We start from the raw sequence: 22,690 nt of genomic DNA on the forward strand, positions 1-22,690 counted from the left end.
GGGGTTGGTGCCGCTTATCGCGCGCGCGCGATTGGTGATACCGGCGTCAGGATCTGACCGGAGCAGACGACCGCAACGCGTTGCTCCGTCGTCTTGGCAAGGTACATGAACTCATCTGCCCGCTTGACGAAGGAGGCGGGATCGTCGTCGGCGCCGAGAAATGCGACGCCGACCGCAGCGCCGGTATCGGTGACATGCCCTTCAATGGCGATAGGCTTGAAGACGCGCTCCATGGTTTCGCGGATTGTCTGCGGTAATGTCGATGCGGTGGCCAGATCGGCCTCGATCAGTATTGCGAACTCATCGCCGCCGATCCTGGCGATAAAGTCGTTGGCGCGGGAGTGCTCGCGCAAACGGGCAGCTATAATTCGCAAGACCTCGTCGCCGGCGCCGTGGCCCAGCCTGTCGTTGACTGCCTTGAAACCGTTCAGATCAATGAAGGCAAGAGCCAGGATATTCCTAGTCGGCCTATTTTCGTTGAGATGGTCGGCGATCACAGCGTCGAAGCTGGCCCTGTTCGGAAGTCCCGAAAGAGCATCCGTCAAGGCCGACGCCTTCAGGGCGTTCTCGATCTCGCGTTGCTGCCGGACGCGCGATGAGACGTCGACAATGACTTCGACATCGAAGGAGACGCCGTTGACGACAGTGCGCTGGGCCGAGATCAGCGTCGGTATCGTCGTGCCGTCGACATGAACGATATCGACCTCTTCGAGCACATAGCTGCCTTCTTCCGCCAGCAACCGATGACGACGGTCGCGCGCAGGGCTATCGATCGCCGATCCTTCGGAAATGAGCTTCTTTCCCCGGATCTTGTCCCAGTTGAGACCCGTCAGCCGAAGATAGGCGTCATTGACCTTCGCATAGCTGGAAGTTCGTGTGTCACTGGTGGTAATCGCCATTGCGATGGGAGCCAATTCAAACATCCGCACCAGCATCGAAGCTAGCACGTCTGGTGGAATTATTTCGTCCTCGTCCATGGCCAGCCCCGGGATTTTCGTGGATGCGGCGACCCTATTTTGAAAGCCTTAAGGCATAGCTAAAATACACGTGATGGCTATAGACAGCAATGAGCTTATCTCAATGGGCGGGGTGCTGTGAGAGTGCTTTGCCAGATTATGCGGCGGGATCACCATCTGGCCGCTTGTTCACTGCCTTTGTTATGGTTTTGGCGTTTTCAGGAATGAAGCCCGCGGTTCGGTTTCTCGTCTTCGCGGCCGAAATTGTGAGCATCGACAAGAGCTTCAATGATCGCCAGGGTCAGTCGGACAACCTTCTGCTCCTTCGTCCACCGAGGGTGGTCGCAGGTCGATTCGATAATGTCGAATCCCTGGTCGGCAACGATTGCTTCGGCCCGATCGAGTGCCCAGCCGGTAAAGTTCTTGGAACTATTCATTTTTTATTCCCGATAACACACAGCTATCCGCAGCGGAGCGAGCGGTAAGGGATTCGAGCAAAGAAACCGTTAAGCCGCCCACCGGCTGGTCCCCGCCACTTGTGCCAGAAAGATCCACTCTGGTGCCGGTGAAGGGAGCGGGTGGTGCCCGGAAAAAGCACAAAAAAGCCGGGCAACTGGCCCGGCTTGGATATATCTGCTTCTAAACGATCAGGCCCAGGGATGGGCGACGGCGTTGGACTTTTCGAAGCGGTCGATGGCCGCTCCCTTTTCCAGCGTCAGGCCGATGTCGTCGAGGCCGTTCAGCAGGCAATGGCGCTTGAAGGGGTCGAGATCGAAGGTGATCGAGCCGCCGTCAGGACCGGTGATTGCCATGTTTTCGAGATCGACCGTCAGGACAGCATTGGAGCCACGCGAAGCGTCGTCCATCAGCTTTTCCAGGTCTTCCGGCGAAACCGTGATCGGCAGAATGCCGTTCTTGAAGCAGTTGTTGTAGAAGATATCGGCAAAGCTCGTGGAAATGACGCATCGAATACCGAAATCGAGCAGCGCCCAGGGAGCATGCTCGCGCGACGAGCCGCAGCCGAAGTTGTCGCCGGCAACCAGGATCTTGGCGTTCTGATAGGCTGGCTTGTTCAGCACGAAATCCGGATTCGGCGTACCGTCATCCCGGTAGCGAGCCTCGGCAAACAGGCCGACGCCGAGGCCGGTGCGTTTGATAGTCTTCAGATAATCCTTCGGGATGATCATGTCGGTATCGACATTGACGACCGGGAGAGGTGCCGCGACACCCGTCAGCTTCACGAACTTGTCCATGGAAATTCCTGCCTACGATTTCGCCGCATCAACGAATTTTCCAGCCAATAGAGCAAATTGGGCAGGAAATGAAGAAAAATATCGTGAAGATTTCGCCACGCTATGACGAGAGGGTGATGGCGAGAGTGGACGAGGGAGCGTCAGCGATCAGAGATCGATAATTGTGCCGCGGCCGTCGTTCCATATACGCATCGGCTTTGCGCCATTTGCGGTGGCGCGAACAGGCACCGGCTTGGCGCGGGTCGATAGCACGCGAACAGCGAGGAAGACGGTCAGAATGGCAGCAAAGACCAGCGTCAGGGAAACTGTGAGTAGGGCCAGGCCTGCAAAGATTGCTACGCCTGTGAGGGCAAGAAACGGCGAACGGATATTCTTCATGGCTTTGGGACCCTTTCTCTGCAGCCAATGTGGCCCCAGACCCGCTGCTATGCAAGAGGAGAGTGGCTTTTTGTTGTCTTGCCTGCTGCGACAAAGATTGGCAGAAGTCGTCTATGAGCCGTTCTCCGCACACCCGTTCCGCGCGCCTTCGCCGTTCCGTCCTCAGCGTGCCGGCGATCAACCGCCGGGCGCTCGAGAAAATCCACGATCTCGATTGCGATGCGGTGATCTTCGATCTGGAAGATTCCGTTGCCCCGGAGCGTAAAGCAGAAGCGCGGGACAATCTGCGTGCCTTCTTCGCCGGGCCTAAACCTCCCGGCAAGGAACTGATCATCCGGATCAACGGGCTCGATTCCGTGTTCGGCAAGGCCGACCTGGACCTCGTACTGGCGCTACAGCCGGATGCGGTGTTGCTGCCCAAGGTCGACGAACCGCAGGATATCATGGCGGTCGGCGACCGACTGGCCGATGCCGACGCGCCGGAGGAGCTGCGCATCTGGGCAATGATCGAGACGCCAAGGGGCATTCTCAATGTTGCCGCCCTTGCCGAATTCGGCCGGACAGGCGGTTCCAGGCTCGATTGCTTCGTCGTCGGACTGAACGATCTGCGCAAGGAAACCGGCGTTCCGGCACTGCCAGGACGGACTTACCTGGTGCCCTGGCTTATGCAGGTAGTGCTGGCCGTGCGCGCCTACGGGCTCGACGCGATCGATAGCGTTTTCAACGATTTCAAGGATTTGTCCGCATTCGCCGATGAATGCGCCCAAGGTCGGGCCATGGGGTTTGGCGGCAAGATGCTGATGCACCCGGCCCAGATCGATGGCGCCAACCGTCACTTCGGCCCCGATGAGGCCGCTGTCGCGCAGGCGCGGAAGATCATTGCGGCGTTTGCGGATCCGGCCGCTGCCGGGCTCAACGTCATCGATCTCGACGGGCAGATGGTCGAGCGGCTGCATCTTGTCGAGGCGGAGGGACTGGTCCATAAAGCCGATCTCATTGCAGACCGAAAGACGTCGTCATGAAACTCTATCGCTTCCTCACCGGTCCGGACGATTCCGCCTTCTGTCACAAGGTATCGGCGGCCCTTTCCAAGGGCTGGGTGCTATCGGGTTCGCCGACCTATGCCTTCAACGCCGCAACCGGCGTCATGCAGTGCGGCCAGGCCGTGGTGAAGGATGTTCCGGGCAAGGATTACGATCCAGAGATGAAGCTCTCGGAGCAGTAGAGCGGGCGTCAGCGATCCGTGGCTTCCTCGGCGCTGGCCTCGATGCGTTCCATATCGTCATCGCTGAGGCCGAAATGGTGGCCGATTTCGTGGATCAGGACGTGGGTGATGATATCGCCCAGCGTCTCGTCGTTCTCGGCCCAGTAATCGATGATAGGCCGGCGATAGAGGCGGATGCGGTTGGGCATCTCGCCGGTCTCTACCGTAAAGCGCTCGGAAATGCCGCGGCCTTCGAACAGGCCGAGCAGGTCGAAGGGCGTTTCCAGCGCCATGTCATCGAAGATCTCGTCATCTGGGAAATCCTCGACCTCGATTGACAGGTTGCCGGTCAGCGCGCGGAATTCCTCCGGCAGATGGCCGTAGGCTTCGGCAGCGAGCGATTCGAATGCGCTGATTGTCGGCGCGTGGCGATCCCGCCAATCGTCGCTCTGGTCAATGCGGGCCATGATCTCATTCCCTTCTTTCGGCCCATATAGAGGCTTTGGGGAAACTTTTCGAGAGCCAATTCAAGGCAGGAATAAATTCACAGAGAATCCCTGTTGACTCTTCTTTAGCGCTCTGGAATCTATAAGAACATAACAGGAACAATCCACTCAGGAGCTAACGTCCATGGCTAGCAATGCCGTGGCGCGGGAGACGCTTTTTGCCCTGCGCGAAACCATCGCCCGTCTGGAAGGCAAGTCCGTGCCAGCCCTTTCGGCGGCCGAGCACGATCGCCTGGGCAACGAAAGTGCTGTCTCGGGCCGGGTCCCTTCCGGGGGAAAGGCGCTGCTCTCGAGCGGTGTTGCGGATCTCGATGTGGCGCTCAAGGGGGGCTTTCCCCTCGATGCGCTTACCGAAATACGCTCCTCCAGCTTGCGCGATGCAGGGGCTGCGACCGGCTTCGTGCTGGCGCTGGCAGCAAGGCTCAGGGCGCGCGACAACCATACCATCGTCTCGCCGGTCCTCTGGATCGGCGAGACGATGGTAATGCTGGAAGCAGGCCTGCCCTATGCCTTGGGCCTACAGGATTTCGGCGTCATGCCACGCGGCTTCCTGCACGCGGCGCCGCGAAAACTCGAAGAGGCGCTGTGGCTGGCGGAGGAGGCGCTTGCCAGTGCCGTCTTTACCCTCGTGGTGCTCGAGGTGCGCGGCAATCCCGCCCATTTCGGCCTGACGGAAAGTCGCCGGCTGAGCCTGCGGGCCAAGGCTGCCGGGCGACCGTTGTTTGTCCTCAGGCAAGCCGGGCAGGAAGAGGCAAGCAGCGCCCTTCTGCGCCTTCATATCGAACCCGCGCCGGCCTCGGCGCGGCCTTTGCCGGACGGATCGATGCTGGGCGGCAGCATCGGAAACCCGTCCTTCCGTCTCACCCTGGAAAAGAGCCGCAACCCGGCTCCCCTGTCATTTGTCCTCGAATGGAATGCCCATGACCGCCAATTTTTCCCTGTCAACCGGCAGCCTGCCGCTGTCGAACGGCCAGCAGCGCATTCTGGCCCTCACGTTTCCCCGGCTGTCGACAGATCGGATCGCGCGCAAGCGCTGGGGTCTGTCGTGGCGTACCACCGGGCGTCCTGAGACGCCGCCGCTGGTTTGCGCCGGACGGGTGAAAAATGCCATGCGGCTGACAGCCCTGGAAGCAGCGGCCGAGGGCATCGGTCTGAAGGCTGGCCAGGGCGTCGCCGAAGCACGGGCCATCTGTCCCGACCTCGATGTGGTCGAGGACGATGATGCGGCCGACCGGCGACTGCTGGAGGCGATGGCAGACTGGTGCGACCGCTATACACCGCTGGTCTCGCTGGATGGTCGTGACGGCCTGTTCCTCGATATTACCGGCTGCGCCCATCTTTTCGGGGGTGAGCGGGCACTGCTGAAGGATGTGCTGCACCGGCTGTTTCATCTCGGTCTGGAGGTGCGGGGCGCCATTTCATCTTCGCCGGGCCTCTCCTGGGCCGTCGCCCGCTTTGGCCGCAGCGGCATTGTCGAAGCGGATGAGATGGAGACTGTGCTGGCGCCATTGCCCGTGGCGTCGCTCAGGCTCGACGGACCGACCGTCGCCGCCCTGCAGAAGCTCGGCTTGAAGCAGGTCGGCGATATCATCTCTGCCGCCCGGGCGCCATTGGCACGACGGTTCGGCGCGCATCTGCTTTTGCGCCTTGATCAGGCGTTGGGCCTTGACGAGGAGCCGATTTCGCCGCGACGTCCGGTGGCTAGCCTTTCTGCCGAACGGCGCCTCATCGAGCCGGTTCAGGCCGAGGAGGATATCCTGCTGCTGGCGGGCCAGCTCGGGGCTGCCCTGAAGCCGGGGCTGGAAGCCCGTGGTATCGGCGGCCGGATGTTCGAACTGCTGCTGTTCAGGGTCGACGGTGCCGTGTTCCGGATTTCGGCCGGTGCGTCGAAGCCGTTGCGCGAGCCGAAACGCATTGCCGCGCTGTTTTCCGAGCGCATCAAGGCCGTGCATGATGATCTCGATGCCGGTTTCGGTTACGAGATTGTCCGGCTGAACGTGCTGCAGCACGAAGTTTTCGATGCGCTTCAGGCGGATTTTACTGCCGATGGACCATCGGAGCAGTCGCTTTCCGCCTTTGTCGATCAGGTCGCAGCGCGGCTCGGGCGGGCCTGTCTGCAGGCACTGGAACTGGCGGAAAGTCACGTGCCGGAGCGGGCGGCCCTGTTCGTGCCCGCAGCGGACGTGCTGTCCGACAAGCTGCGGCAGACCACCGGCACGACGGTCGGGGCCGGCCGGTCCGAGCGACCGCTGCGGCTGTTCCGGACGCCGGAGCCGGTCGAGACGTTCATGGCCGAGGTGCCGGAAGGTCCGCCACAGAGATTTCGCTGGCGGCGCACGATGCACGAGGTGCTGCGCGCCGAGGGGCCTGAGCGGCTGGCGCGCGAATGGTGGATCGATGGCGAAGCGGCCCCGCCCCGCGACTATTTCAGGCTGGAAGTACAGAGCGGCCACCGCTTCTGGATGTTTCGCGAGGGGCTCTATGGGCATGGCGCGCCGCCCCGCTGGCTGATGCACGGGGTTTTCGCATGAGCCCGCGCCCTGCGCCCATGTTCTTCGAGATCGGGGCGAGAACGAACTTCTCGTTCCTCGAAGGCGCCTCAAGTCCGGAGGAAATGGTCGTGGCGGCCGGCTCCTGTGGCCTGACCGGCCTCGGCATTGCCGATCGCAACAGCGTTTCGGGGGTGGTGCGCGCCCACGCGATCGCCCGGCAGAACGGCTATCGGTTCCAGCCCGGTGCGCGGCTGGTGTTTGCCGACGGAACGCCGGATGTTCTGGCGTACCCGGAGAACAGGGCCGGATGGGGCCATCTTTGCCGGCTGCTCAGTACGGGCAACCTCAGAACGGAAAAGGGCGGCTGTATCCTGCATGAAGAGGATCTATGTGCCTGGGGGGACGCCATGATGCTGGCCGTTGTCCCCGACCCGGCCCTCATTTCCGATGCTCCCGGCTGGGAAGCGCTGACGACCTGTCTCGATCGGTTGCGCGGTCGCTTTTCCCGGCAGCTGCATCTGGCCCTTTCGCCATCCTATGACGGCCGAGACCGCTTCGTCTTCGAAGCCTTTGCAATGCTGGCTGCGAAGACGCGGTTGCCGTTGATTGCCACCAACCAGCCTCTCTATCATGGCGCTCAGAGGCGCCCGCTTGCCGATATCGTCACGGCGATCCGCGAGCACGTGACGATTGCCGATGCCGGATTTCTTTTGGCGCCCAACGCAGAGCGCCACCTCAAGCAACCGCGTGAAATGGCGCGGCTTTTCGAGGCCTATCCCAAGGCGGTCGAGAATACGCAGGCCTTTTTTGCCCGCCTGCAGTTTTCGCTGGACGAACTGAAGCATAATTATCCGGATGAAAGTGCACCGGGCGAAACGGCGGCGCAAACCCTGGAGCGTCTGACATGGCTTGGCGCATCGCGCCGTTATCCCGGGGGCGTGCCGGAGAAAATCTCCACGCAGATCGCCTATGAGCTCGATCTCATCCGGCAGAAGGGCTACGAATCCTATTTCCTCACAGTCCACAAAATCATCCAGCACGCCCGTTACGAACTGAATATCCTCTGCCAGGGGCGCGGCTCGGCGGCCAATTCGACGCTCTGCTACTGCCTCGAGATTACCGAGGTCAATCCGGAGAGGAGCACGCTGCTGTTCGAGCGCTTCATCTCCATGGACCGTGACGAACCACCGGATATCGATGTCGACTTCGAGCATGCCCGTCGCGAGGAAGTCATCCAGTATATCTACAGGACCTACGGCATCGCCCATGCCGGCCTGACGGCGGCGGTGACCAGCTATCGCGCCCGCTCAGCCGGCCGCGAGGTCGCCAAGGCATTCGGGCTTTCCGAGGACGTGCAGTCGGCGCTGGCGAGCACCGTCTGGGGCTGGTCGTCCGACGACCTGTCGGAGCGCGAGGCGAGGGCCGCAAAACTCGATCTTTCGGATCGAACGACGCAGCGGGTGCTGTCCTATGCCTCCGAGTTGATGGGATTTCCTCGCCATCTCACGCAGCATGTCGGCGGTTTCGTCATCACCCGCGACCGGCTCGATGAGATCGTGCCGATCATGAACACCGCCATGCCCGATCGCTACATGATCGAATGGGACAAGACCGATCTCGATGTCCTCGACATCCTGAAGGTCGATATCCTGGCGCTTGGCATGCTGACCTGCCTTGCCAAGGCGTTCGACATGCTGGCGCTGCACTACGAGGTGAAGAAGACGCTCGCCGATCTCGGTAACGACGATCACCAGGACGGCGAGCCCGTCTACGATATGATCTGCCGGGCGGATACGATCGGCGTTTTCCAGATCGAAAGCCGGGCGCAGATGAGCATGCTGCCGCGCCTGAGGCCACGGGTGTTCTACGATCTGGTGATCGAGGTGGCGATCGTCAGGCCGGGACCCATCCAGGGCGACATGGTGCATCCCTACCTGAAGCGCCGGGAAGACAAGCGCTGTGGCCGGGAGATCGAGTATCCGAGCCCGGCGCTGGAGGCGGTGCTGAAGCGCACCCTCGGCGTGCCGTTGTTCCAGGAGCAGGCGATGCAGATCGCCATCACTGCTGCGGGCTTCCCTCCCGCCAAGGCCGATCGGCTGCGACGCTCGATGGCCACTTTCAAGCGATCCGAAAAGGTCAATGAATTCAGGGACGACATGATCGCGGGCATGCTTGCCAACAACTATTCGCAGGAGTTTGCCGAGCGCTGCTTCAGCCAGATCGAAGGCTTTGCCGAATACGGTTTTCCGGAAAGCCATGCCGCCTCCTTCGCCTTGCTGGTCTATGCATCCTGCTGGTTCAAGACCTATTATCCGGACGTCTTCTGTGCGGCGCTGCTGAATTCGCAACCGATGGGTTTTTACGCGCCGGCGCAGCTGGTTCGCGATGCTCGCGAGCACGGCGTCGACATTCGCCCGGTCGATATCAATTTGTCGGAATGGGATTCGATCCTAGAAGATGCACCTTCTCCCAACGCCATCGACCCCCGGCATGCATCGATGCAGGGGGTGATCCGGACGCAGAAGGCCGTCCGGCTGGGCTTTCGACAGGTGCGTGGAGTATCGGAGGACGACATGCGGAACCTCCTCGTGGCGCGGCGCGGCGCCGGATATGTTTCCGTGCGCGATCTCTGGCTGCGGTCCGGGCTGACGAGAAGCGATATCGAGAAGCTGGCCGATGCCGATGGCTTCCGGTCGATCGGTCTCAACAGGCGGGAGGCTCTCTGGGCGGTGCGGGCGCTGGATGCGAAAAATGCGGCGGAGAACCTGCCGCTATTCGATCTTGCCGACAGGGCGGCCGATCTGCAGGTCGAGCCCGAGGTCACTCTCCCGGCCATGCTACCAGGCGAAGAGGTGATCGAGGATTATCGTGCCCTGTCGCTATCGCTGAAGGCCCATCCCGTAGCATTCCTGCGGACCGAGTTCACCGCGATGGGCATTGTTCGCAACGTCGATCTGCTCACCGTTCCATCCGGCCGCAAGCTGATCATTGCCGGGCTGGTGCTGGTGCGCCAGAGGCCGGGGTCTGCAAAGGGGGTCGTTTTCATGACGCTCGAGGACGAGACAGGCGTTTCCAACGCTATTGTCTGGCCGAAAATCTTCGAAAAATACCGATCGATTGCGATGGGCGCGCGGCTGGTGAAGATCCATGGGCGGCTGCAGAGTGCCAATGGCGTCATTCACGTGGTTGCCGATCACCTCGAGGACCTGACCCCTGCACTCGGTATCCTGCAGCGTGAAGCACGGCGTTTCGGCGCGAGCGAGAGAGCGGACGAGGCGCTGCGTCCGACAGCCGACCATCGGCAGAAGAAACTGGCCCTGCAACTCGAGCGCCTAGCGCGGGAAAAGGCGGTGAAAAGGGATGTCCCAGATCTTGCGGATGTCTCCGGGACTGCCAGTGTCATGCCTAGGGGTCGGAATTTCCATTGAAAACACTCGCCATTCACGGCGATGTGACACATTCACGACACCTTGTGGAAGCCGGTATCAGAATCTTTCTTGACATCCAGTCTCTTCTTTATCAAAAACAGGATAGCAAGTGTCATGTTTGACGGACTGAAGAACCATGCTGGTCTGCAGCTGTAACTACATCACCGATCACGATATCCGGGCAGTCATCAACGAGCTGCTCGACGAAGACTGTTGGCAGCTGATCGTGCCGTCGAAGGTCTATCATGCGATGTCGAAGCGCGGACGCTGCTGCGGCTGTTTTCCCGGCGTGGTCGACCTGATCATACAGACAACCGAAGACTATCACGCCCGTCGCCACTCGACGGATGTCGAAATAGTTGATTTCATGTCCCGTCTCAAAAAGTTCCACGAAGACCAAAGGAGAGCGGACATTGAAAGGCGACATAAGAGTCATCGAGCGGCTTAACGAGGCATTGTTCCTCGAGCTCGGTGCCGTAAACCAGTACTGGGTGCATTATCGGCTGCTCGAAGACTGGGGCTACACCAAGCTTGCCAAGAAAGAGCGCGCCGAATCGATCGAAGAGATGCAGCATGCCGACAAGCTCGTCGCCCGCATCATTTTCCTCGAAGGCCATCCCAACCTGCAGACGCTCGCACCCTTGCGTATCGGCCAGACCGTCAAGGAAGTGCTGGAGGCAGATCTCGCTGGCGAATACGACGCGCGTGCCGCCTACAAGATTTCGCGCGATATCTGTCATGATGCCGGCGACTATGTTTCGATGAAGCTTTTCGAAACGCTGCTTGCCGATGAGGAGGGTCATATCGATTTCCTCGAAACCCAACTCGAACTTTTCGCCAAGATCGGCGCCGAGAAATACGGGCAGCTCAATGCCGATTCGGCCGACGCAGCCGAGTAGTGTCATAGACGCGGCAGCCTCCAAGGGTTGCCGCGTTTTCTGTGCCTGGCCTGCCGGTTTCGCTTGGCGCACTGCAGGAATCCAATCGAAAAGTCTGTGCTATTGGACGGTCTGCCTTCAGGCAGCCGTAAGTATTGCCTGCTATCCGACTTTTTTAAAGTTAGAGCATGGCGATGATACACTGGGCTTTTGAGCTGCCGAACGGACAAACGGAAACTGCCTGCGGGAGCAAACAGCAATTCAGTTCCTGGTTAAAACAGAAGTCGCTTTGTCGCCGCTCACCGACGGAATGGATCGTCGATGTGATTGGCACTAATGTGACCGAGCGCTTTACCTATACGCATATGCCGGCCGGCGAGCCATTGTGGACTTTGACATGGGGTGAACCATTGCCGGTGGCATAGCCGGGCATTGGCTCCTCCCAAGGACACGCGCAACAAGCGTCACAGTTACGTCATTTCCCGCATTTTGCGGGGTCGCGTTAGCCTTGATCGCGCTGAAACGCTGTCGGCGTGCACAGATCCTTATCTTTTTGCCGATTGATCTGCTAGGGAGAGCTTCAAGAGAAAAACAAGAGGGTCGATCAAGCCCTCTTTTTGGCCGTCAGGCACAACTTTTAGCATCCAAGGACACACGATGATTACGCTCACACCGACTCAGATCAGAGGGTTGAAGCTTGCCAAGGACGGGAAGCTTTTTCCGCTGCCACCGAAGAAGTGGACTCACCTGAACGCCGTCGTGACCTATGCCAAGACCGACCGCTTCAAGGAGCGGCCGCAGAAGGTTAAATTCCTCACCAATACCACCCTGGAAGAACTGCGCGAAATGGGTCTCATCGAGCGCTGCAACCAGGAAGAATCGCCCGAACTGGACTGCCATGAAATCACCATGGCTGGTAAGATTTGGCTGATGCGCAACAAGTAGGCATCCCGCCGGGCCTAAAAGCATCGCCTTGTCAGCACGCGGTATTTTCAAATCGAGAGAGGTCATGTCGCCGGCATGGGCAGCTTTGCTGTGTCCGGCTGGACTGGCAGGTCTATCGCTTCTGCATGCAATCGGCTCGGATAGCGCTCCTCGGAAAGAGCGTCGAGCCGCTTTCGCTCATATCGCAGTGGGATGGGCACAAGTAAGATCGGTTTTCCTCCCATATCCGTCACGCAGCGATGCGCGACGGTCAGACTTTGATTTTCGACCACCGATGCCTTTTTCTTGTCTCCCAACTCGTCTAAGTCTTTCGCAGCTTAGATAGAGGAGAGCGTTGCATGGCCGGGGAAACAATTCTCGTTGTGGGGGGTGCCGGCTATATCGGCTCGCACACTTGCCTCGATCTCGCAAACAAGGGTTTCGTGCCCGTCGTCTACGATAATTTCTCGAATGGTCATCGCGAGTTCGTCAGATGGGGGCCGGTCGAGGAAGGCGATATTCGTGACCGCGCCCGCCTCGACGAGGTGATCGCCCGGCACAAGCCGGCAGCCATCCTGCATTTTGCAGCGCTGATCGAAGTGGGCGAATCCGTGAAGGATCCTGTCGCGTTTTATGAAAACAACGTGGTGGGCACTCTCACTCTTCTCTCTGCGGCGCAAGCGGCAGGCATAAAAGCTTTCGTTTTCTCTTCAACCTGCGCCACCTACGGCCTGCCGCAGAGCGTGCCGCTCGACGAGACCCATCGGCAGGTGCCGATCAATCCCTACGGCCAGACCAAATACATCGTCGAACAGGCGCTCGCCGACTATGACCGCTATACCGGCTTCCGCTCGGTGATCCTGCGCTATTTCAATGCCGCCGGTGCCGATTTCGAGGGCCGCGTCGGCGAATGGCACAAACCGGAAACTCACGCAATTCCGCTGGCAATCGATGCGGCGCTCGGTCGCCGGGCCGGCTTCAAGGTGTTCGGCAGCGATTACGAGACGCGCGACGGCACCTGCGTGCGCGACTATATCCACGTGCTCGATCTCGCCGATGCCCATGTCCGAGCGGTCCAGTACCTGCTCGATGGCGGTGATTCCGTGGCGCTCAACCTTGGTACGGGAACGGGAACGACGGTCAAGGAACTGCTGTCGGCCATCGAGGACGTCACCGGCAAGCCGTTCCCGGTAGAGTATGCAGGCCGCCGCGAGGGTGATTCTACGACGCTCGTCGCAAACAACGATCATGCCAAAGCCGTTCTCGGCTGGACACCGCAATACGACCTGTCGCAGATCATTCAATCGGCTTGGAACTGGCATGCAAAATCCAATCATCACTGACATGGACATCTCGGAACGGCCAAATGTGCTGCTGATCACCGCCGATCAATGGCGCGGCGATTGTCTTTCTGCTGTCGGTCATCCTGCTGTGCGGACGCCGAATATCGATGCGCTCGCGGCGGAAGGCGTTCTGTTCAAGCGCCACTTTGCCGGCACCGCACCCTGTTCGCCGGCGAGGGCGACGCTCTATACCGGTCTCTACCAGATGAACACCCGTGTCTGCCGCAATGGGTCGCCATTGGATGCACGCTTCGACAACCTGGCGCTGGCCGCCCGGCGCGGCGGCTACGAGCCGACCCTCTTTGGCTATACCGATACGGCGCCCGACCCGCGCAGCCTCCAAGGTGCCGATCCGCATATGACGACCTATGAAGGCGTCCTGCCAGGCTTTACTGCCCGCCAACTGCTGCCGGAGCACGAAAAGCAGTGGCTGTCCTGGCTGAGGGCGCGCGGCCATGAGGAGGCGACCAGTCGCGACATCCACATTCCGGTCGGCGCCAACCCCGGCGAAATCACGAACGGTGCGCCGTCCTATTCCAAGGACGAGACCCAGACGGCCTTTCTGATCGGCGAGTTCGAGCGCTGGCTCGGCGAACAGGAGGCGCCGTGGTTTGCGCATGTGTCGCTGCTGCGGCCACATCCGCCGTTTTCCGTGCCTGCGCCCTACAACACGATGTTTGCGCCCGAGGACGGCCCCGAGTTTGCGCGTGCGGAAACGGTCGCAGCCGAGCATGCTTTGCATCCCTATCTCGCCTATGCGATGCCGCAGAACAATCAGGGCTACTATATCCATGGTGGCGACGGTCCGCTCAGCGACTGGTCGTCAGAGGATTTTCGCGCCATCCGGGCCATCTATTACGGCATGATTGCCGAGGTTGACGCGCAGATCGGACAGGCTTGTCAGGCGCTGAAGGATGCCGGCGTCTGGGACAAGACTGTCATCATTTTCACCTCCGACCATGCGGAAATGGCCGGAGACCACTGGACGCTGGGCAAGGGTGGCTTCTTCGACGGCAGCTATCATATCCCGCTGGTGGTCCGCGATCCCAAAGCCACCCGCAACGGCACCGTCGTCGAGCAGTTCACCAGCTCGGTGGATATCTTTCCGACGCTCTGCGACAGGCTGGGCCTCGATGCGGACAATCACCTCGATGGCGAGACGCTAGTGCCGTTCCTGAACGGCGCGGCACCCGCCGGCTGGAGGGATGCGGCATTCTGGGAGTTTGATTTCCGCGATATTCGCCACTCTCTGCCGGAGCAGCATTTCGGTCTGCGGCCCAACGAATGCAATCTGTCGGTCATCCGCGATGCGGCCTTCAAATATGTCCATTTCGCCGGCCTGCCGCCGCTGCTGTTCGACCTGCAGGCCGATCCGGCTGAGCTCTACAATCTGGCGGAAGAGCCTGCCTACCTTGCTACCCGGCTGCGCTATGCCGAGCGGCTTCTATCTGTCCGGGCCCGGCATCTCGACCAGACGCTGGCTTATACGGAGTTGACGGAAGACGGGCCGGTGACATACCGGCCCTGATCCGCAATCGGCGAGATCGGGACGTCAGCCTTGCGGGCCGAGATAGTCCCTCTTGCCGATGATGAGGCCCTGGTTTCGCAGGATGGCGTGAGCCATGGCGACGTGGAAATAGAAATTCGGCAACGCGAAGCTTGCGAGATAGTCGTCACCCCGGAACGTCGTGGCGACTCCTCCGGGCGATATCGTCACCTCGCGGGTCTCGCTGCCTTCGAGCGCGTCGGCAGCAACCGAGGACAGGAATGCTGTCGTCTTTTCCACGCGGGCGCGCAGTTCGGCGATGGTCGTTTCGGTGTCTTCGAAGCGTGGCGCCTCGATGCCGGAGAGGCGCGACACGGTCAGCTTGGCCGTGTCGGAAGCGCGCTGGATCTGGCCTGACAGCGGCAGCATGTCGGGTGCCAGGCGGGCCTCGACCAATGTCGCGGGATCCTTGCCCGTTTCCGTCGCGTAGGAATCTGCTTTGTCGAGATAGGTCGTGAGTGTGGCCAAGCCACGCTGAAACACCGGAATGCTCATGCGGTACATCGAAAGCGCCATGGAAATCTCCCTTGTAATGCAGCGGGCGATGGGTCGCCGTCATTGCCGCCCTTAGGTGGTGCGTTCGACGCAGGATGCCACCGCTATTTTTATTTTCTCCGGGGGATGGCGAATCCTGTCAGCCTTTTTATGCTGGCCACTTCCGATGGATCGGCAGCCTGCCCAGGATAGCATATGCAACTCGTGTTCGACGGCCATAACGATGTTCTCCTGCGACTATGGTCGCACCAGAAAAAGGGGAGCGATCCGGTCGCCGAATTCCGTGACGGAACGACGAGCGGCCATATCGATGCAGCGCGCGCAAAAGCTGGTGGCCTCGCCGGTGGACTTTGCGCCATCTACATTCCCTCCGGCGATCTCGTCTTTGCCGAACCCGACCGCAACGGTCATTACGTGACGCCGATGGCAGCTCCGCTTGAGCGCTCTCCGTCGCTGGACATCGCCCATGAGATGGCTGCGATCGCGCTGCGCCTAGATCGTGATGGCGCGTGGAAGCTTTGCAGGTCGATCAGCGATATCCGCGAGTGCATGGCGAAAGGCGTCTTTGCCGCGGTGCTGCACATGGAGGGCTGCGAGGCGATCGATGCGGATCTGGTCGCGCTGGAAACATTCCATGCCGCCGGCCTGCGCTCTCTCGGTCCGGTCTGGAGCCGCAACAATGTCTTTGCCCACGGCGTTCCTTTCGCCTTCCCCATGTCGCCGGATACCGGGCCCGGCCTGACGCAGGCAGGTTTCGCTCTGGTCCGGCGCTGCAACGAGCTCGGAATTTTGATCGATCTCGCGCACATTACCGAGAAGGGCTTCTGGGATGTGGCAAAGACCACCGACCAGCCGCTGGTCGCCAGCCATTCCAATTCACACGCACTGACGCCGGTAGCGCGCAACCTCACCGACCGTCAACTCGACGCCATCAAGGAAAGCCGCGGCATCGTCGGATTGAACTACGCAACTGCCATGCTGCGCGCCGACGGACGCTCCGACGCGGATACGCCGCTCGAGGATATGGTGCGCCATATCGATCATCTCGTGCAGCGCATGGGGATCGACTGTGTCGGCCTCGGCTCGGACTTCGATGGGGCAACCATTCCCGACGAGATAGGCGATGCCGCCGGCAACCAGAAGCTGATTGCTGCGCTCCGGAACGTTGGTTATGGTGAGGACGATCTGGTGAAATTATGCCGGGAAAACTGGCTTCGGGTCCTGGCGTCCGCCTGGGGGGAGACGAGCGGTCACTGAGGTTTCGCAGAAATAAGACTTTAAAAAACAGGGGAATAGAAAATGACCATCAGCACTATCCACCGCAACTTCCGCCTCCTTGCGGCAAGCGCTGCGTTTTCACTCGTTATGGCATCGGCGCCGGTCGCTTCCTTTGCGGCAACACCGAAGGATACGCTGGTCGAAGGCTTCGCTTTCGACGATATCATCTCGATGGACCCGGGCGAAGCTTACGAGCTTTCGACCGCCGAAATCACCGGGAATACCTATAGCCTTCTGGTCCGGCTCGACACAGCCGACACCACCAAGGTCAAGGGTGACCTGGCCGAGAGCTGGACAGTGTCCGACGACCACCTGACCTACACATTCAAGCTGAAACCGGGCCTGAAATTCGCCTCAGGCAATCCGATCACTGCCGACGACGTCGCATGGTCGTTCGAGCGCGCAGTTAAGCTCGATAAGAGCCCCGCCTTCATCCTCACACAGTTCGGCCTGACCGGCGATAACGTCGCTACCAAGGCGAAGGCTGTAGACGCGACCACGTTTACCTTCACTGTCGACAAGGCCTATGCGCCGTCCTTCGTTCTCAATTGCCTGACGTCTACCGTCGCCAATGTCGTCGACAAGAAGCTCGTGCTCGACCACGTCAAGGCCGTCACCCCGTCGGCCGACTACAAGTACGACAATGATTTCGGCAACGAGTGGCTGAAGACCGGCTATGCGGGCTCCGGCCCCTTCAAGCTGCGTGAATGGCGCGCCAACGAAGCGATCGTGCTGGAACGCAACGATAATTACTACGGTGAAAAGCCGAAGCTTGCCCGCGTCATCTATCGCTTCATGAAGGAAAGCTCCGGCCAGCGGCTGGCACTCGAGAACGGCGACATCGATGTTGCCCGCAACCTCGAGCCGGGCGATCTCGATCAACTGACCAAGGAAGGCAAGGTATCCGTGACCAATGCTCCGAAGGGCACGGTCTATTACATCAGCCTCAACCAGAAGAACCCGAACCTTGCCAAGCCAGAAGTCCAGGAAGCCTTCCGCTACCTGATCGACTATGATGCCATCGGCAAGACCCTGATCAAGGGTGTTGGCGAAATCCGCCAGACGTTCGAGCCGAAGGGCGTGCTCGGCGCGCTCGAGGAAAAGCCGTTCACGCTGGATGTTGCCAAGGCCAAGGAACTGCTGGCCAAGGCAGGCCTCAAGGATGGCTTCACGGTTACCATGGACGTGCGCAACATCGAGCCGATCACCGGCGTTGCCCAGTCGATCCAGCAGACGCTGGGACAGGCCGGCATCAAGCTCGAGATCATTCCCGGCGACGGCAAGCAGACCCTGACCAAATATCGTGCCCGCAACCACGATATCTATATCGGCAACTGGGGCATGGATTACTGGGATCCGAATTCCAACGCGGAAACCTTCACCACCAATCCGGACAATTCCGACGACGGCAAGACCAAGACGCTGGCCTGGCGCAACACGTTCGTTACTCCCGAGCTCGACAAGATCACCCGGGCTGCCCTGTTCGAGCCGGATGCCACCAAGCGCGCTGCGATGTACCAGGACGTTCAGAAGAAATTCCTGCACAACAGCCCGTTTGCGATCCTCTTCCAGCAGATTGAAGTCGCCGCTTACAAGAAGGACCTGAAGGGCTTTGCGCTCGGTCCGAGCTTCGACACCAACTTCGTCTGGCCGATATCGAAGGAGTAGTCCGGAAGGATCGGTCGCTTGAGTACAGTTGAACGCAGGATGGAGGTGCGGCCCGCGACTGGCCGCACCATGCCCATCGTCAAGGCCGTGCTACGCTTCGTCGGCATCGCCATCACCACCTATCTCGGTCTTCTGGCCGTCACCTTCTTCATCGGCCGCGTGGTGCCGATCGACCCGGTTCTCGCTATCCTCGGCGACCGGGCGCCGGCGCATGTGATCGAGCGGGTACGGCGTGAGCTTGGCCTCGATTTGCCGCTCTACGAGCAGTTCTACATTTATCTGAAGGGTGTGCTTTCTGGCGATTTCGGCACCTCGGTGCTGACGACGAACCCCGTCATGACCGATATCCGTCGCGCCTTTCCGGCCACGCTCGAATTGGCGACGCTCGGGACGATCATCGGTTCGGTGATCGGCGTGCCGCTCGGCGTGCTGGCCGCCGTGCGTCGTGGTAGCCTGATCGACCAGCTGGTGCGCGTCATCGGGCTCATCGGTTATTCCGTGCCGATCTTCTGGATGGCGCTGATTTCGCTGGTGATCTTCTACGCTAAGCTGAAATGGGTAGCCTTTCCCGGCCGTATCGATATCACCTACGAATATACGTTCACGCCGATCACAGGCCTGTTCCTGCTCGATTCCGCCTTGCAGGGCGAATGGGACGTCTTCGCTGATGTCTTCCGCCACATCATCCTGCCGGCATCCCTGCTCGGCTATTTCTCGCTGGCCTATATCAGCCGCATGACGCGCAGCTTCATGCTGAACGAGCTCGGCCAGGAATATATCGTCGCAGTGCGGGCCAAGGGCCTCTCCGAAACCCGGGTCATCTGGGCGCATGCGCTGCGCAACGCGGCCGTCCCGCTGGTGACAGTCATCGCGCTCTCCTATGCCGGCCTGCTCGAGGGGTCGGTGCTGACCGAAACCGTGTTCTCCTGGCCGGGCATCGGCTTCTACATCACAAACTCGCTGCAGAACGCCGACATGAACGCCGTGCTTGGCGGCACCATCGTCATCGGCACGGTGTTCATCGGTATCAATCTTCTGTCCGACATTCTCTACCGAACACTAGACCCAAGGACACGACGCCAATGACGGGTCCAACCTCACCAACAGCGCCACTCACCCGCCGCCAATGGCTGCTCTCCGACCGGCCGCAATCGCGGCTGCAGGCGAGGCTTGGCCGCGCCTATATCACCTGGCGGCAGTTTTCCGCCAACCATCTGGCGGTGCTCGGCCTGATAATTATCCTTGGCCTGTTGTTCATTGCCGTCTTTGCCGATGTGATCGCCACCAAGTCGCCTGTTATCGGCGATCTCGCCAATGCCCGGCTGCTGCCGCCCGGTGCCCAGGGCTATCTGCTCGGCACTGACGACCAGGGACGCGATATTTTTTCGCGGATCATGCACGGCTCGCGTCTGACATTGCTGGTGATTGTGCTTGTCGCCATCATTTCGGCACCGATAGGGCTGCTGATCGGCACGGTGTCCGGTTATGTCGGCGGCTGGCTGGATGCGGTGCTGATGCGCATCACCGATATTTTCCTCGCCTTTCCGAAGCTCGTGCTGGCGCTCGCCTTTGTCGCGGCCCTCGGCCCCGGTATCCAGAACGCCATCATCGCCATCGCCATCACCTCCTGGCCACCCTATGCCCGTATTGCCCGGGCCGAGACGATGACGGTGCGGCGCTCCGACTATATTTCAGCCGTCCGGCTGATGGGCGCCTCGCCGCTGCGGATCATTTTTCGCCATGTCATGCCGCTCTGCATCTCGTCGCTGATCGTCCGGGTGACGCTCGATATGGCTGGCATCATCCTCACCGCAGCCGGCCTCGGCTTCCTCGGTCTCGGCGCCCAGCCGCCGCTGCCTGAATGGGGCGCGATGATCGCGTCCGGCCGCCGCTTCATCCTCGACCAATGGTGGGTGGCGGCAATGCCGGGCTTTGCCATCTTGATCGTCAGTCTCGGCTTTAATCTGCTCGGCGACGGTTTGCGCGATGCCCTCGATCCGCAGGAGAGTGGCCGATGACCATGCTGACAGTCGACAATCTGAAGGTCAGCTATCCGACGCGCACCGGCGTGATCGAGGCCGTGCGCGGTGTTTCCTTCACTCTCGGCCGCGAGCGGCTCGGCATTGTCGGCGAAAGCGGCTCCGGCAAGTCGCAGACCGGCCGCGCCATCATGGGCCTCACCCAGTCGCACGGGATCGTCACCGCCGATGCTTTGAATTTCAACGGTATAGACTTGTTGAAAGCCTCGTCGAAGGAGCGGCGTGCGTTGCGCGGCAAGCGGATCGCCATGGTGTTGCAGGACCCGAAATATTCGCTCGATCCCGTCATGACGATCGGCAAGCAGGTTTGCGAGACTTTGCGCACGCATGAGCGCGTCAGCAAGGCGGAGGCCCGCGACCGGGCGCTCGCCATGCTGGAAGCAGTGCAAATCCGGGAGCCGCAACGGGTCTTCGACCTGCATCCGCACGAGGTCTCCGGCGGCATGGGGCAGCGGGTGATGATCGCCATGATGCTGATTGCCGGCCCGGAATTGCTGATCGCCGACGAACCGACCTCGGCGCTCGACGTCACAGTGCAACTCGATGTCCTTCGCATCATGGACAAGCTGGTATCCGAGCGCGGCATGGGGCTGATTTTCGTATCGCACGACCTGCGGCTGGTATCGTCGTTCTGTGATCGCGTCATCGTCATGTATGCCGGCAAGATCGTCGAGGAATTGCCGGCGTCCGAACTGCGCAATGCCCAGCATCCGTATACGCGTGGCCTGCTGAACTGCATGCCCGTCATCGGCGAGGATCGCCATCCGTTGCCGGTGCTCGAGCGCAAGCCGGAGTGGGCCCTATGAACACCACCCTGTCGATCAACAATCTCAGCGTCATCTATGACGGCTACTACGCGCTGAACGCCGTCAGCATCTCCGTCGACAAAGGCCAGTCCTTCGGGCTGGTGGGCGAATCCGGCTCCGGAAAATCGACGCTTCTGCGCGCCGTTGCGGGTCTGGCACCGGTCAGCGAAGGCACGATCCGCATCGAAGGCGAAACGCTGAAGGGCGCAAAGCGCAGCAAGAGCTTCTACCGCGAGGTGCAGATGGTGTTTCAGGATCCATACGGGTCGCTACATCCGCGCCAGACGATCGACCGGCTGCTGCTTGAGCCCCTGCTGATCCACGGGATAGACGATGGCGAACGGCGCATTACCCGGGCGCTGGACGAAGTCGGTCTCGGTGCCGGATTTCGCTTCCGCTATCCGCACCAGCTTTCCGGCGGCCAACGGCAGCGGGTGGCGATTGCAAGGGCCCTGATCGTCGAGCCGTCGATTTTGCTGCTGGATGAGCCGACCTCGGCACTCGATGCTTCCGTGCAGGCGGAGGTGCTCAATCTTCTCGAGCAGATCCGGCGCGATCGCAATCTGACCTTCGTGATGGTCAGCCACGATCTCGGCGTCGTCACCCACATGTGCGACCGGCTTGCCGTCATGCAGAACGGCTCCGTGGTGGAGCGGCTTGCCTCGGTCGATCTAGCTGCCGGCCGCGTCTCGGAAGAGTACACACGCAATCTCATGGTCGCCAGCAAGGGTTTTGCCCGCGCTTAAGTCTCTGTTTTAAAGTGTATATTTTTAGGTTATGGTTAACGATTGGTTTAAACACGACCAACGCCATAGACTATTGACAGCTGCCGCATTTCTGTCATGATCTCGTTAACGGCGGTTAACTTTCGTGATCGCCAAGGTCTGGAGGTGCAGTATGTTTTTCATGGGTGGCATGACCCTTGGTTACCTTCACCCGCCCGTCCGGGCAAAGCGCATCGAAGCCGGTGCTTCCGTGGCTGACGAGGAAACCGCTGTCACACAGCGCCAGCAGTTGGCGCCGACAGTCGTCGACGGAGCCATTGAGCGGACCCTGCTCTGGGCTCGTCGCATTCTTTGCTAATTCTCTGTTTTGACCCTCGTGAAGATTAATTTTTTCACTCCGGGGCAGAGGGCGGAAATCCATCTCTCCCAATGCGACGATCAATCCCCGATAACAGCTGCTCGCGCTTGAGCGCAACTTTCTAACGGAGGCAGCATATGGCAAATATAGGCCTGTCGAATGCGTCTGTAGACGAGCTTGGTCCGTCTTCCGAGCGACGCCGGCTTGCGGTCACGGCCGGTATCTCCAAACGGCGCCGGTGGGAGACAGTCCTGCATGTGGTGCTTTTTGCTGCCGCGTTCGCGTTTGTTGCTGCCATGGTGTGCGGCGTCGGGACCTGATCGTTTTCCACGCGGATTGCGGTCCTGTCGTCTATGCAAGACGGATTTGATTTCGACATTCAATACGATTGAAAACGGCGGCCACATCGGCCG

Annotated in this window: 24 protein-coding genes; 18 read left to right on the forward strand and 6 right to left on the reverse strand. The window is 60.4% G+C overall.

The features are described from left to right. Positions 1 to 14: 14 nt before the first annotated feature. From EQW76_RS11610 to EQW76_RS11625, 4 genes are all read right to left on the reverse strand, one after another. Entirely contained in the window at positions 15 to 977 is a 963-nt protein-coding gene (locus EQW76_RS11610; RefSeq protein WP_224127856.1) for a sensor domain-containing diguanylate cyclase, read from the reverse strand. Positions 978 to 1,174: 197 nt separating this feature from the next. Continuing rightward, complete coding sequence (locus EQW76_RS11615) at positions 1,175 to 1,393, reverse strand: hypothetical protein (RefSeq protein WP_142824559.1); 219 nt, start codon at positions 1,391 to 1,393, stop codon at positions 1,175 to 1,177. Between the two features lie 210 nt (positions 1,394 to 1,603). Then, positions 1,604 to 2,209, reverse strand: coding sequence for a 3-isopropylmalate dehydratase small subunit (gene leuD / locus EQW76_RS11620; RefSeq protein ID WP_142824560.1), 606 nt, complete (start codon positions 2,207 to 2,209; stop codon positions 1,604 to 1,606). A 147-nt stretch (positions 2,210 to 2,356) separates the two neighbouring features. Continuing rightward, positions 2,357 to 2,587, reverse strand: coding sequence for a hypothetical protein (locus tag EQW76_RS11625; protein WP_142824561.1), 231 nt, complete (start codon positions 2,585 to 2,587; stop codon positions 2,357 to 2,359). Positions 2,588 to 2,700: 113 nt separating this feature from the next. Here EQW76_RS11625 and EQW76_RS11630 point away from each other — a divergent pair, with 113 nt between their 5' ends. Both EQW76_RS11630 and EQW76_RS11635 read left to right on the forward strand, forming a co-directional pair. Continuing rightward, on the forward strand, positions 2,701 to 3,609 hold the full coding sequence (locus tag EQW76_RS11630) for a CoA ester lyase (protein ID WP_142824562.1): 909 nt from the start codon (positions 2,701 to 2,703) through the stop codon (positions 3,607 to 3,609). Then, on the forward strand, positions 3,606 to 3,812 hold the full coding sequence (locus EQW76_RS11635; RefSeq protein WP_142824563.1) for a DUF1737 domain-containing protein: 207 nt from the start codon (positions 3,606 to 3,608) through the stop codon (positions 3,810 to 3,812). The genes EQW76_RS11630 and EQW76_RS11635 overlap by 4 nt, the downstream gene beginning before the upstream one ends. An 8-nt stretch (positions 3,813 to 3,820) precedes the next feature. Here EQW76_RS11635 and EQW76_RS11640 read toward each other — a convergent pair whose 3' ends face one another. Further along, a complete protein-coding gene (locus tag EQW76_RS11640; RefSeq protein WP_111222066.1) occupies positions 3,821 to 4,258 on the reverse strand; it encodes a metallopeptidase family protein in 438 nt (145 codons plus the stop codon). Positions 4,259 to 4,421: 163 nt separating this feature from the next. Between EQW76_RS11640 and EQW76_RS29680 the strand changes: the two genes are divergently transcribed. From EQW76_RS29680 to EQW76_RS11675, 8 genes are all read left to right on the forward strand, one after another. Next, positions 4,422 to 5,366: a hypothetical protein gene (locus EQW76_RS29680; protein WP_244615197.1), complete on the forward strand. Its 945-nt coding sequence runs from the start codon at positions 4,422 to 4,424 to the stop codon at positions 5,364 to 5,366. Between the two features lie 10 nt (positions 5,367 to 5,376). Continuing rightward, positions 5,377 to 6,828, forward strand: coding sequence for a DNA polymerase Y family protein (locus EQW76_RS11645; RefSeq protein WP_224127915.1), 1,452 nt, complete (start codon positions 5,377 to 5,379; stop codon positions 6,826 to 6,828). Beyond that, on the forward strand, positions 6,825 to 10,217 hold the full coding sequence (locus EQW76_RS11650; protein ID WP_142824565.1) for an error-prone DNA polymerase: 3,393 nt from the start codon (positions 6,825 to 6,827) through the stop codon (positions 10,215 to 10,217). The genes EQW76_RS11645 and EQW76_RS11650 overlap by 4 nt, the downstream gene beginning before the upstream one ends. Before the next feature lie 136 nt (positions 10,218 to 10,353). Continuing rightward, positions 10,354 to 10,665 (forward strand): (2Fe-2S)-binding protein, encoded by a 312-nt coding sequence (locus tag EQW76_RS30225; RefSeq protein WP_111222063.1) that lies wholly within the window; start codon positions 10,354 to 10,356, stop codon positions 10,663 to 10,665. Beyond that, a complete protein-coding gene (gene bfr / locus EQW76_RS11660; protein ID WP_111222062.1) occupies positions 10,631 to 11,116 on the forward strand; it encodes a bacterioferritin in 486 nt (161 codons plus the stop codon). Before EQW76_RS30225 ends, bfr begins: the two co-directional genes overlap by 35 nt. Positions 11,117 to 11,752: 636 nt before the next feature. Further along, positions 11,753 to 12,040: a hypothetical protein gene (locus EQW76_RS11665; RefSeq protein WP_111222061.1), complete on the forward strand. Its 288-nt coding sequence runs from the start codon at positions 11,753 to 11,755 to the stop codon at positions 12,038 to 12,040. 338 nt (positions 12,041 to 12,378) lie between these two features. Beyond that, the gene (gene galE / locus EQW76_RS11670) at positions 12,379 to 13,362 is read left to right on the forward strand and encodes a UDP-glucose 4-epimerase GalE (protein ID WP_142824566.1); all 984 of its coding nucleotides are present in this window, start codon (positions 12,379 to 12,381) and stop codon (positions 13,360 to 13,362) included. After that, positions 13,340 to 14,890 (forward strand): alkaline phosphatase family protein, encoded by a 1,551-nt coding sequence (locus EQW76_RS11675; protein ID WP_142824567.1) that lies wholly within the window; start codon positions 13,340 to 13,342, stop codon positions 14,888 to 14,890. The genes galE and EQW76_RS11675 overlap by 23 nt, the downstream gene beginning before the upstream one ends. Positions 14,891 to 14,914: 24 nt before the next feature. Here the strand turns inward: EQW76_RS11675 and EQW76_RS11680 are convergent, their stop codons facing one another. Beyond that, complete coding sequence (locus EQW76_RS11680; RefSeq protein ID WP_142824568.1) at positions 14,915 to 15,424, reverse strand: DUF1993 domain-containing protein; 510 nt, start codon at positions 15,422 to 15,424, stop codon at positions 14,915 to 14,917. Positions 15,425 to 15,598: 174 nt separating this feature from the next. On the opposite strand from EQW76_RS11680, the gene EQW76_RS11685 reads away from it, so the two are divergent. From EQW76_RS11685 to EQW76_RS11720, 8 genes are all read left to right on the forward strand, one after another. Beyond that, positions 15,599 to 16,660, forward strand: a complete 1,062-nt coding sequence (locus EQW76_RS11685) for a dipeptidase (protein ID WP_142824569.1) — start codon at positions 15,599 to 15,601, stop codon at positions 16,658 to 16,660. A gap of 42 nt (positions 16,661 to 16,702) precedes the next feature. Then, complete coding sequence (locus EQW76_RS11690) at positions 16,703 to 18,349, forward strand: ABC transporter substrate-binding protein (protein ID WP_142824570.1); 1,647 nt, start codon at positions 16,703 to 16,705, stop codon at positions 18,347 to 18,349. Positions 18,350 to 18,388: 39 nt separating this feature from the next. Then, on the forward strand, positions 18,389 to 19,435 hold the full coding sequence (locus tag EQW76_RS11695; protein ID WP_142824851.1) for an ABC transporter permease: 1,047 nt from the start codon (positions 18,389 to 18,391) through the stop codon (positions 19,433 to 19,435). Next, positions 19,432 to 20,367, forward strand: a complete 936-nt coding sequence (locus EQW76_RS11700; RefSeq protein ID WP_142824571.1) for an ABC transporter permease — start codon at positions 19,432 to 19,434, stop codon at positions 20,365 to 20,367. The genes EQW76_RS11695 and EQW76_RS11700 overlap by 4 nt, the downstream gene beginning before the upstream one ends. Then, the gene (locus EQW76_RS11705) at positions 20,364 to 21,194 is read left to right on the forward strand and encodes an ABC transporter ATP-binding protein (RefSeq protein ID WP_142824572.1); all 831 of its coding nucleotides are present in this window, start codon (positions 20,364 to 20,366) and stop codon (positions 21,192 to 21,194) included. The genes EQW76_RS11700 and EQW76_RS11705 overlap by 4 nt, the downstream gene beginning before the upstream one ends. Beyond that, positions 21,191 to 21,940, forward strand: a complete 750-nt coding sequence (locus EQW76_RS11710) for an ABC transporter ATP-binding protein (RefSeq protein WP_142824573.1) — start codon at positions 21,191 to 21,193, stop codon at positions 21,938 to 21,940. The genes EQW76_RS11705 and EQW76_RS11710 overlap by 4 nt, the downstream gene beginning before the upstream one ends. 151 nt (positions 21,941 to 22,091) lie before the next feature. Continuing rightward, a complete protein-coding gene (locus tag EQW76_RS11715; protein WP_142824574.1) occupies positions 22,092 to 22,277 on the forward strand; it encodes a hypothetical protein in 186 nt (61 codons plus the stop codon). Between the two features lie 137 nt (positions 22,278 to 22,414). Continuing rightward, positions 22,415 to 22,597: a hypothetical protein gene (locus tag EQW76_RS11720; RefSeq protein WP_142824575.1), complete on the forward strand. Its 183-nt coding sequence runs from the start codon at positions 22,415 to 22,417 to the stop codon at positions 22,595 to 22,597. Positions 22,598 to 22,690 lie beyond the last annotated feature (93 nt).

Source organism: Rhizobium sp. rho-13.1 (assembly GCF_007000305.1).
In the GTDB taxonomy this organism is placed as follows: Bacteria; Pseudomonadota; Alphaproteobacteria; order Rhizobiales; family Rhizobiaceae; genus Rhizobium; species Rhizobium rhododendri.

What these genes read in the sequence shown, in the direction of transcription:
- EQW76_RS11610 (WP_224127856.1), bottom strand. Translation starts at nt 977, where the DNA reads ATGGACGAGGACGAAATAATTCCACCAGACGTGCTAGCTTCGATGCTG.
- EQW76_RS11615 (WP_142824559.1), bottom strand. Translation starts at nt 1,393, where the DNA reads ATGAATAGTTCCAAGAACTTTACCGGCTGGGCACTCGATCGGGCCGAA.
- leuD (WP_142824560.1), bottom strand. Translation starts at nt 2,209, where the DNA reads ATGGACAAGTTCGTGAAGCTGACGGGTGTCGCGGCACCTCTCCCGGTC.
- EQW76_RS11625 (WP_142824561.1), bottom strand. Translation starts at nt 2,587, where the DNA reads ATGAAGAATATCCGTTCGCCGTTTCTTGCCCTCACAGGCGTAGCAATC.
- EQW76_RS11630 (WP_142824562.1), top strand. Translation starts at nt 2,701, where the DNA reads ATGAGCCGTTCTCCGCACACCCGTTCCGCGCGCCTTCGCCGTTCCGTC.
- EQW76_RS11635 (WP_142824563.1), top strand. Translation starts at nt 3,606, where the DNA reads ATGAAACTCTATCGCTTCCTCACCGGTCCGGACGATTCCGCCTTCTGT.
- EQW76_RS11640 (WP_111222066.1), bottom strand. Translation starts at nt 4,258, where the DNA reads ATGGCCCGCATTGACCAGAGCGACGATTGGCGGGATCGCCACGCGCCG.
- EQW76_RS29680 (WP_244615197.1), top strand. Translation starts at nt 4,422, where the DNA reads ATGGCTAGCAATGCCGTGGCGCGGGAGACGCTTTTTGCCCTGCGCGAA.
- EQW76_RS11650 (WP_142824565.1), top strand. Translation starts at nt 6,825, where the DNA reads ATGAGCCCGCGCCCTGCGCCCATGTTCTTCGAGATCGGGGCGAGAACG.
- EQW76_RS30225 (WP_111222063.1), top strand. Translation starts at nt 10,354, where the DNA reads ATGCTGGTCTGCAGCTGTAACTACATCACCGATCACGATATCCGGGCA.
- EQW76_RS11665 (WP_111222061.1), top strand. Translation starts at nt 11,753, where the DNA reads ATGATTACGCTCACACCGACTCAGATCAGAGGGTTGAAGCTTGCCAAG.
- galE (WP_142824566.1), top strand. Translation starts at nt 12,379, where the DNA reads ATGGCCGGGGAAACAATTCTCGTTGTGGGGGGTGCCGGCTATATCGGC.
- EQW76_RS11675 (WP_142824567.1), top strand. Translation starts at nt 13,340, where the DNA reads ATGCAAAATCCAATCATCACTGACATGGACATCTCGGAACGGCCAAAT.
- EQW76_RS11680 (WP_142824568.1), bottom strand. Translation starts at nt 15,424, where the DNA reads ATGGCGCTTTCGATGTACCGCATGAGCATTCCGGTGTTTCAGCGTGGC.
- EQW76_RS11685 (WP_142824569.1), top strand. Translation starts at nt 15,599, where the DNA reads ATGCAACTCGTGTTCGACGGCCATAACGATGTTCTCCTGCGACTATGG.
- EQW76_RS11690 (WP_142824570.1), top strand. Translation starts at nt 16,703, where the DNA reads ATGACCATCAGCACTATCCACCGCAACTTCCGCCTCCTTGCGGCAAGC.
- EQW76_RS11695 (WP_142824851.1), top strand. Translation starts at nt 18,389, where the DNA reads ATGGAGGTGCGGCCCGCGACTGGCCGCACCATGCCCATCGTCAAGGCC.
- EQW76_RS11700 (WP_142824571.1), top strand. Translation starts at nt 19,432, where the DNA reads ATGACGGGTCCAACCTCACCAACAGCGCCACTCACCCGCCGCCAATGG.
- EQW76_RS11705 (WP_142824572.1), top strand. Translation starts at nt 20,364, where the DNA reads ATGACCATGCTGACAGTCGACAATCTGAAGGTCAGCTATCCGACGCGC.
- EQW76_RS11710 (WP_142824573.1), top strand. Translation starts at nt 21,191, where the DNA reads ATGAACACCACCCTGTCGATCAACAATCTCAGCGTCATCTATGACGGC.
- EQW76_RS11715 (WP_142824574.1), top strand. Translation starts at nt 22,092, where the DNA reads ATGTTTTTCATGGGTGGCATGACCCTTGGTTACCTTCACCCGCCCGTC.
- EQW76_RS11720 (WP_142824575.1), top strand. Translation starts at nt 22,415, where the DNA reads ATGGCAAATATAGGCCTGTCGAATGCGTCTGTAGACGAGCTTGGTCCG.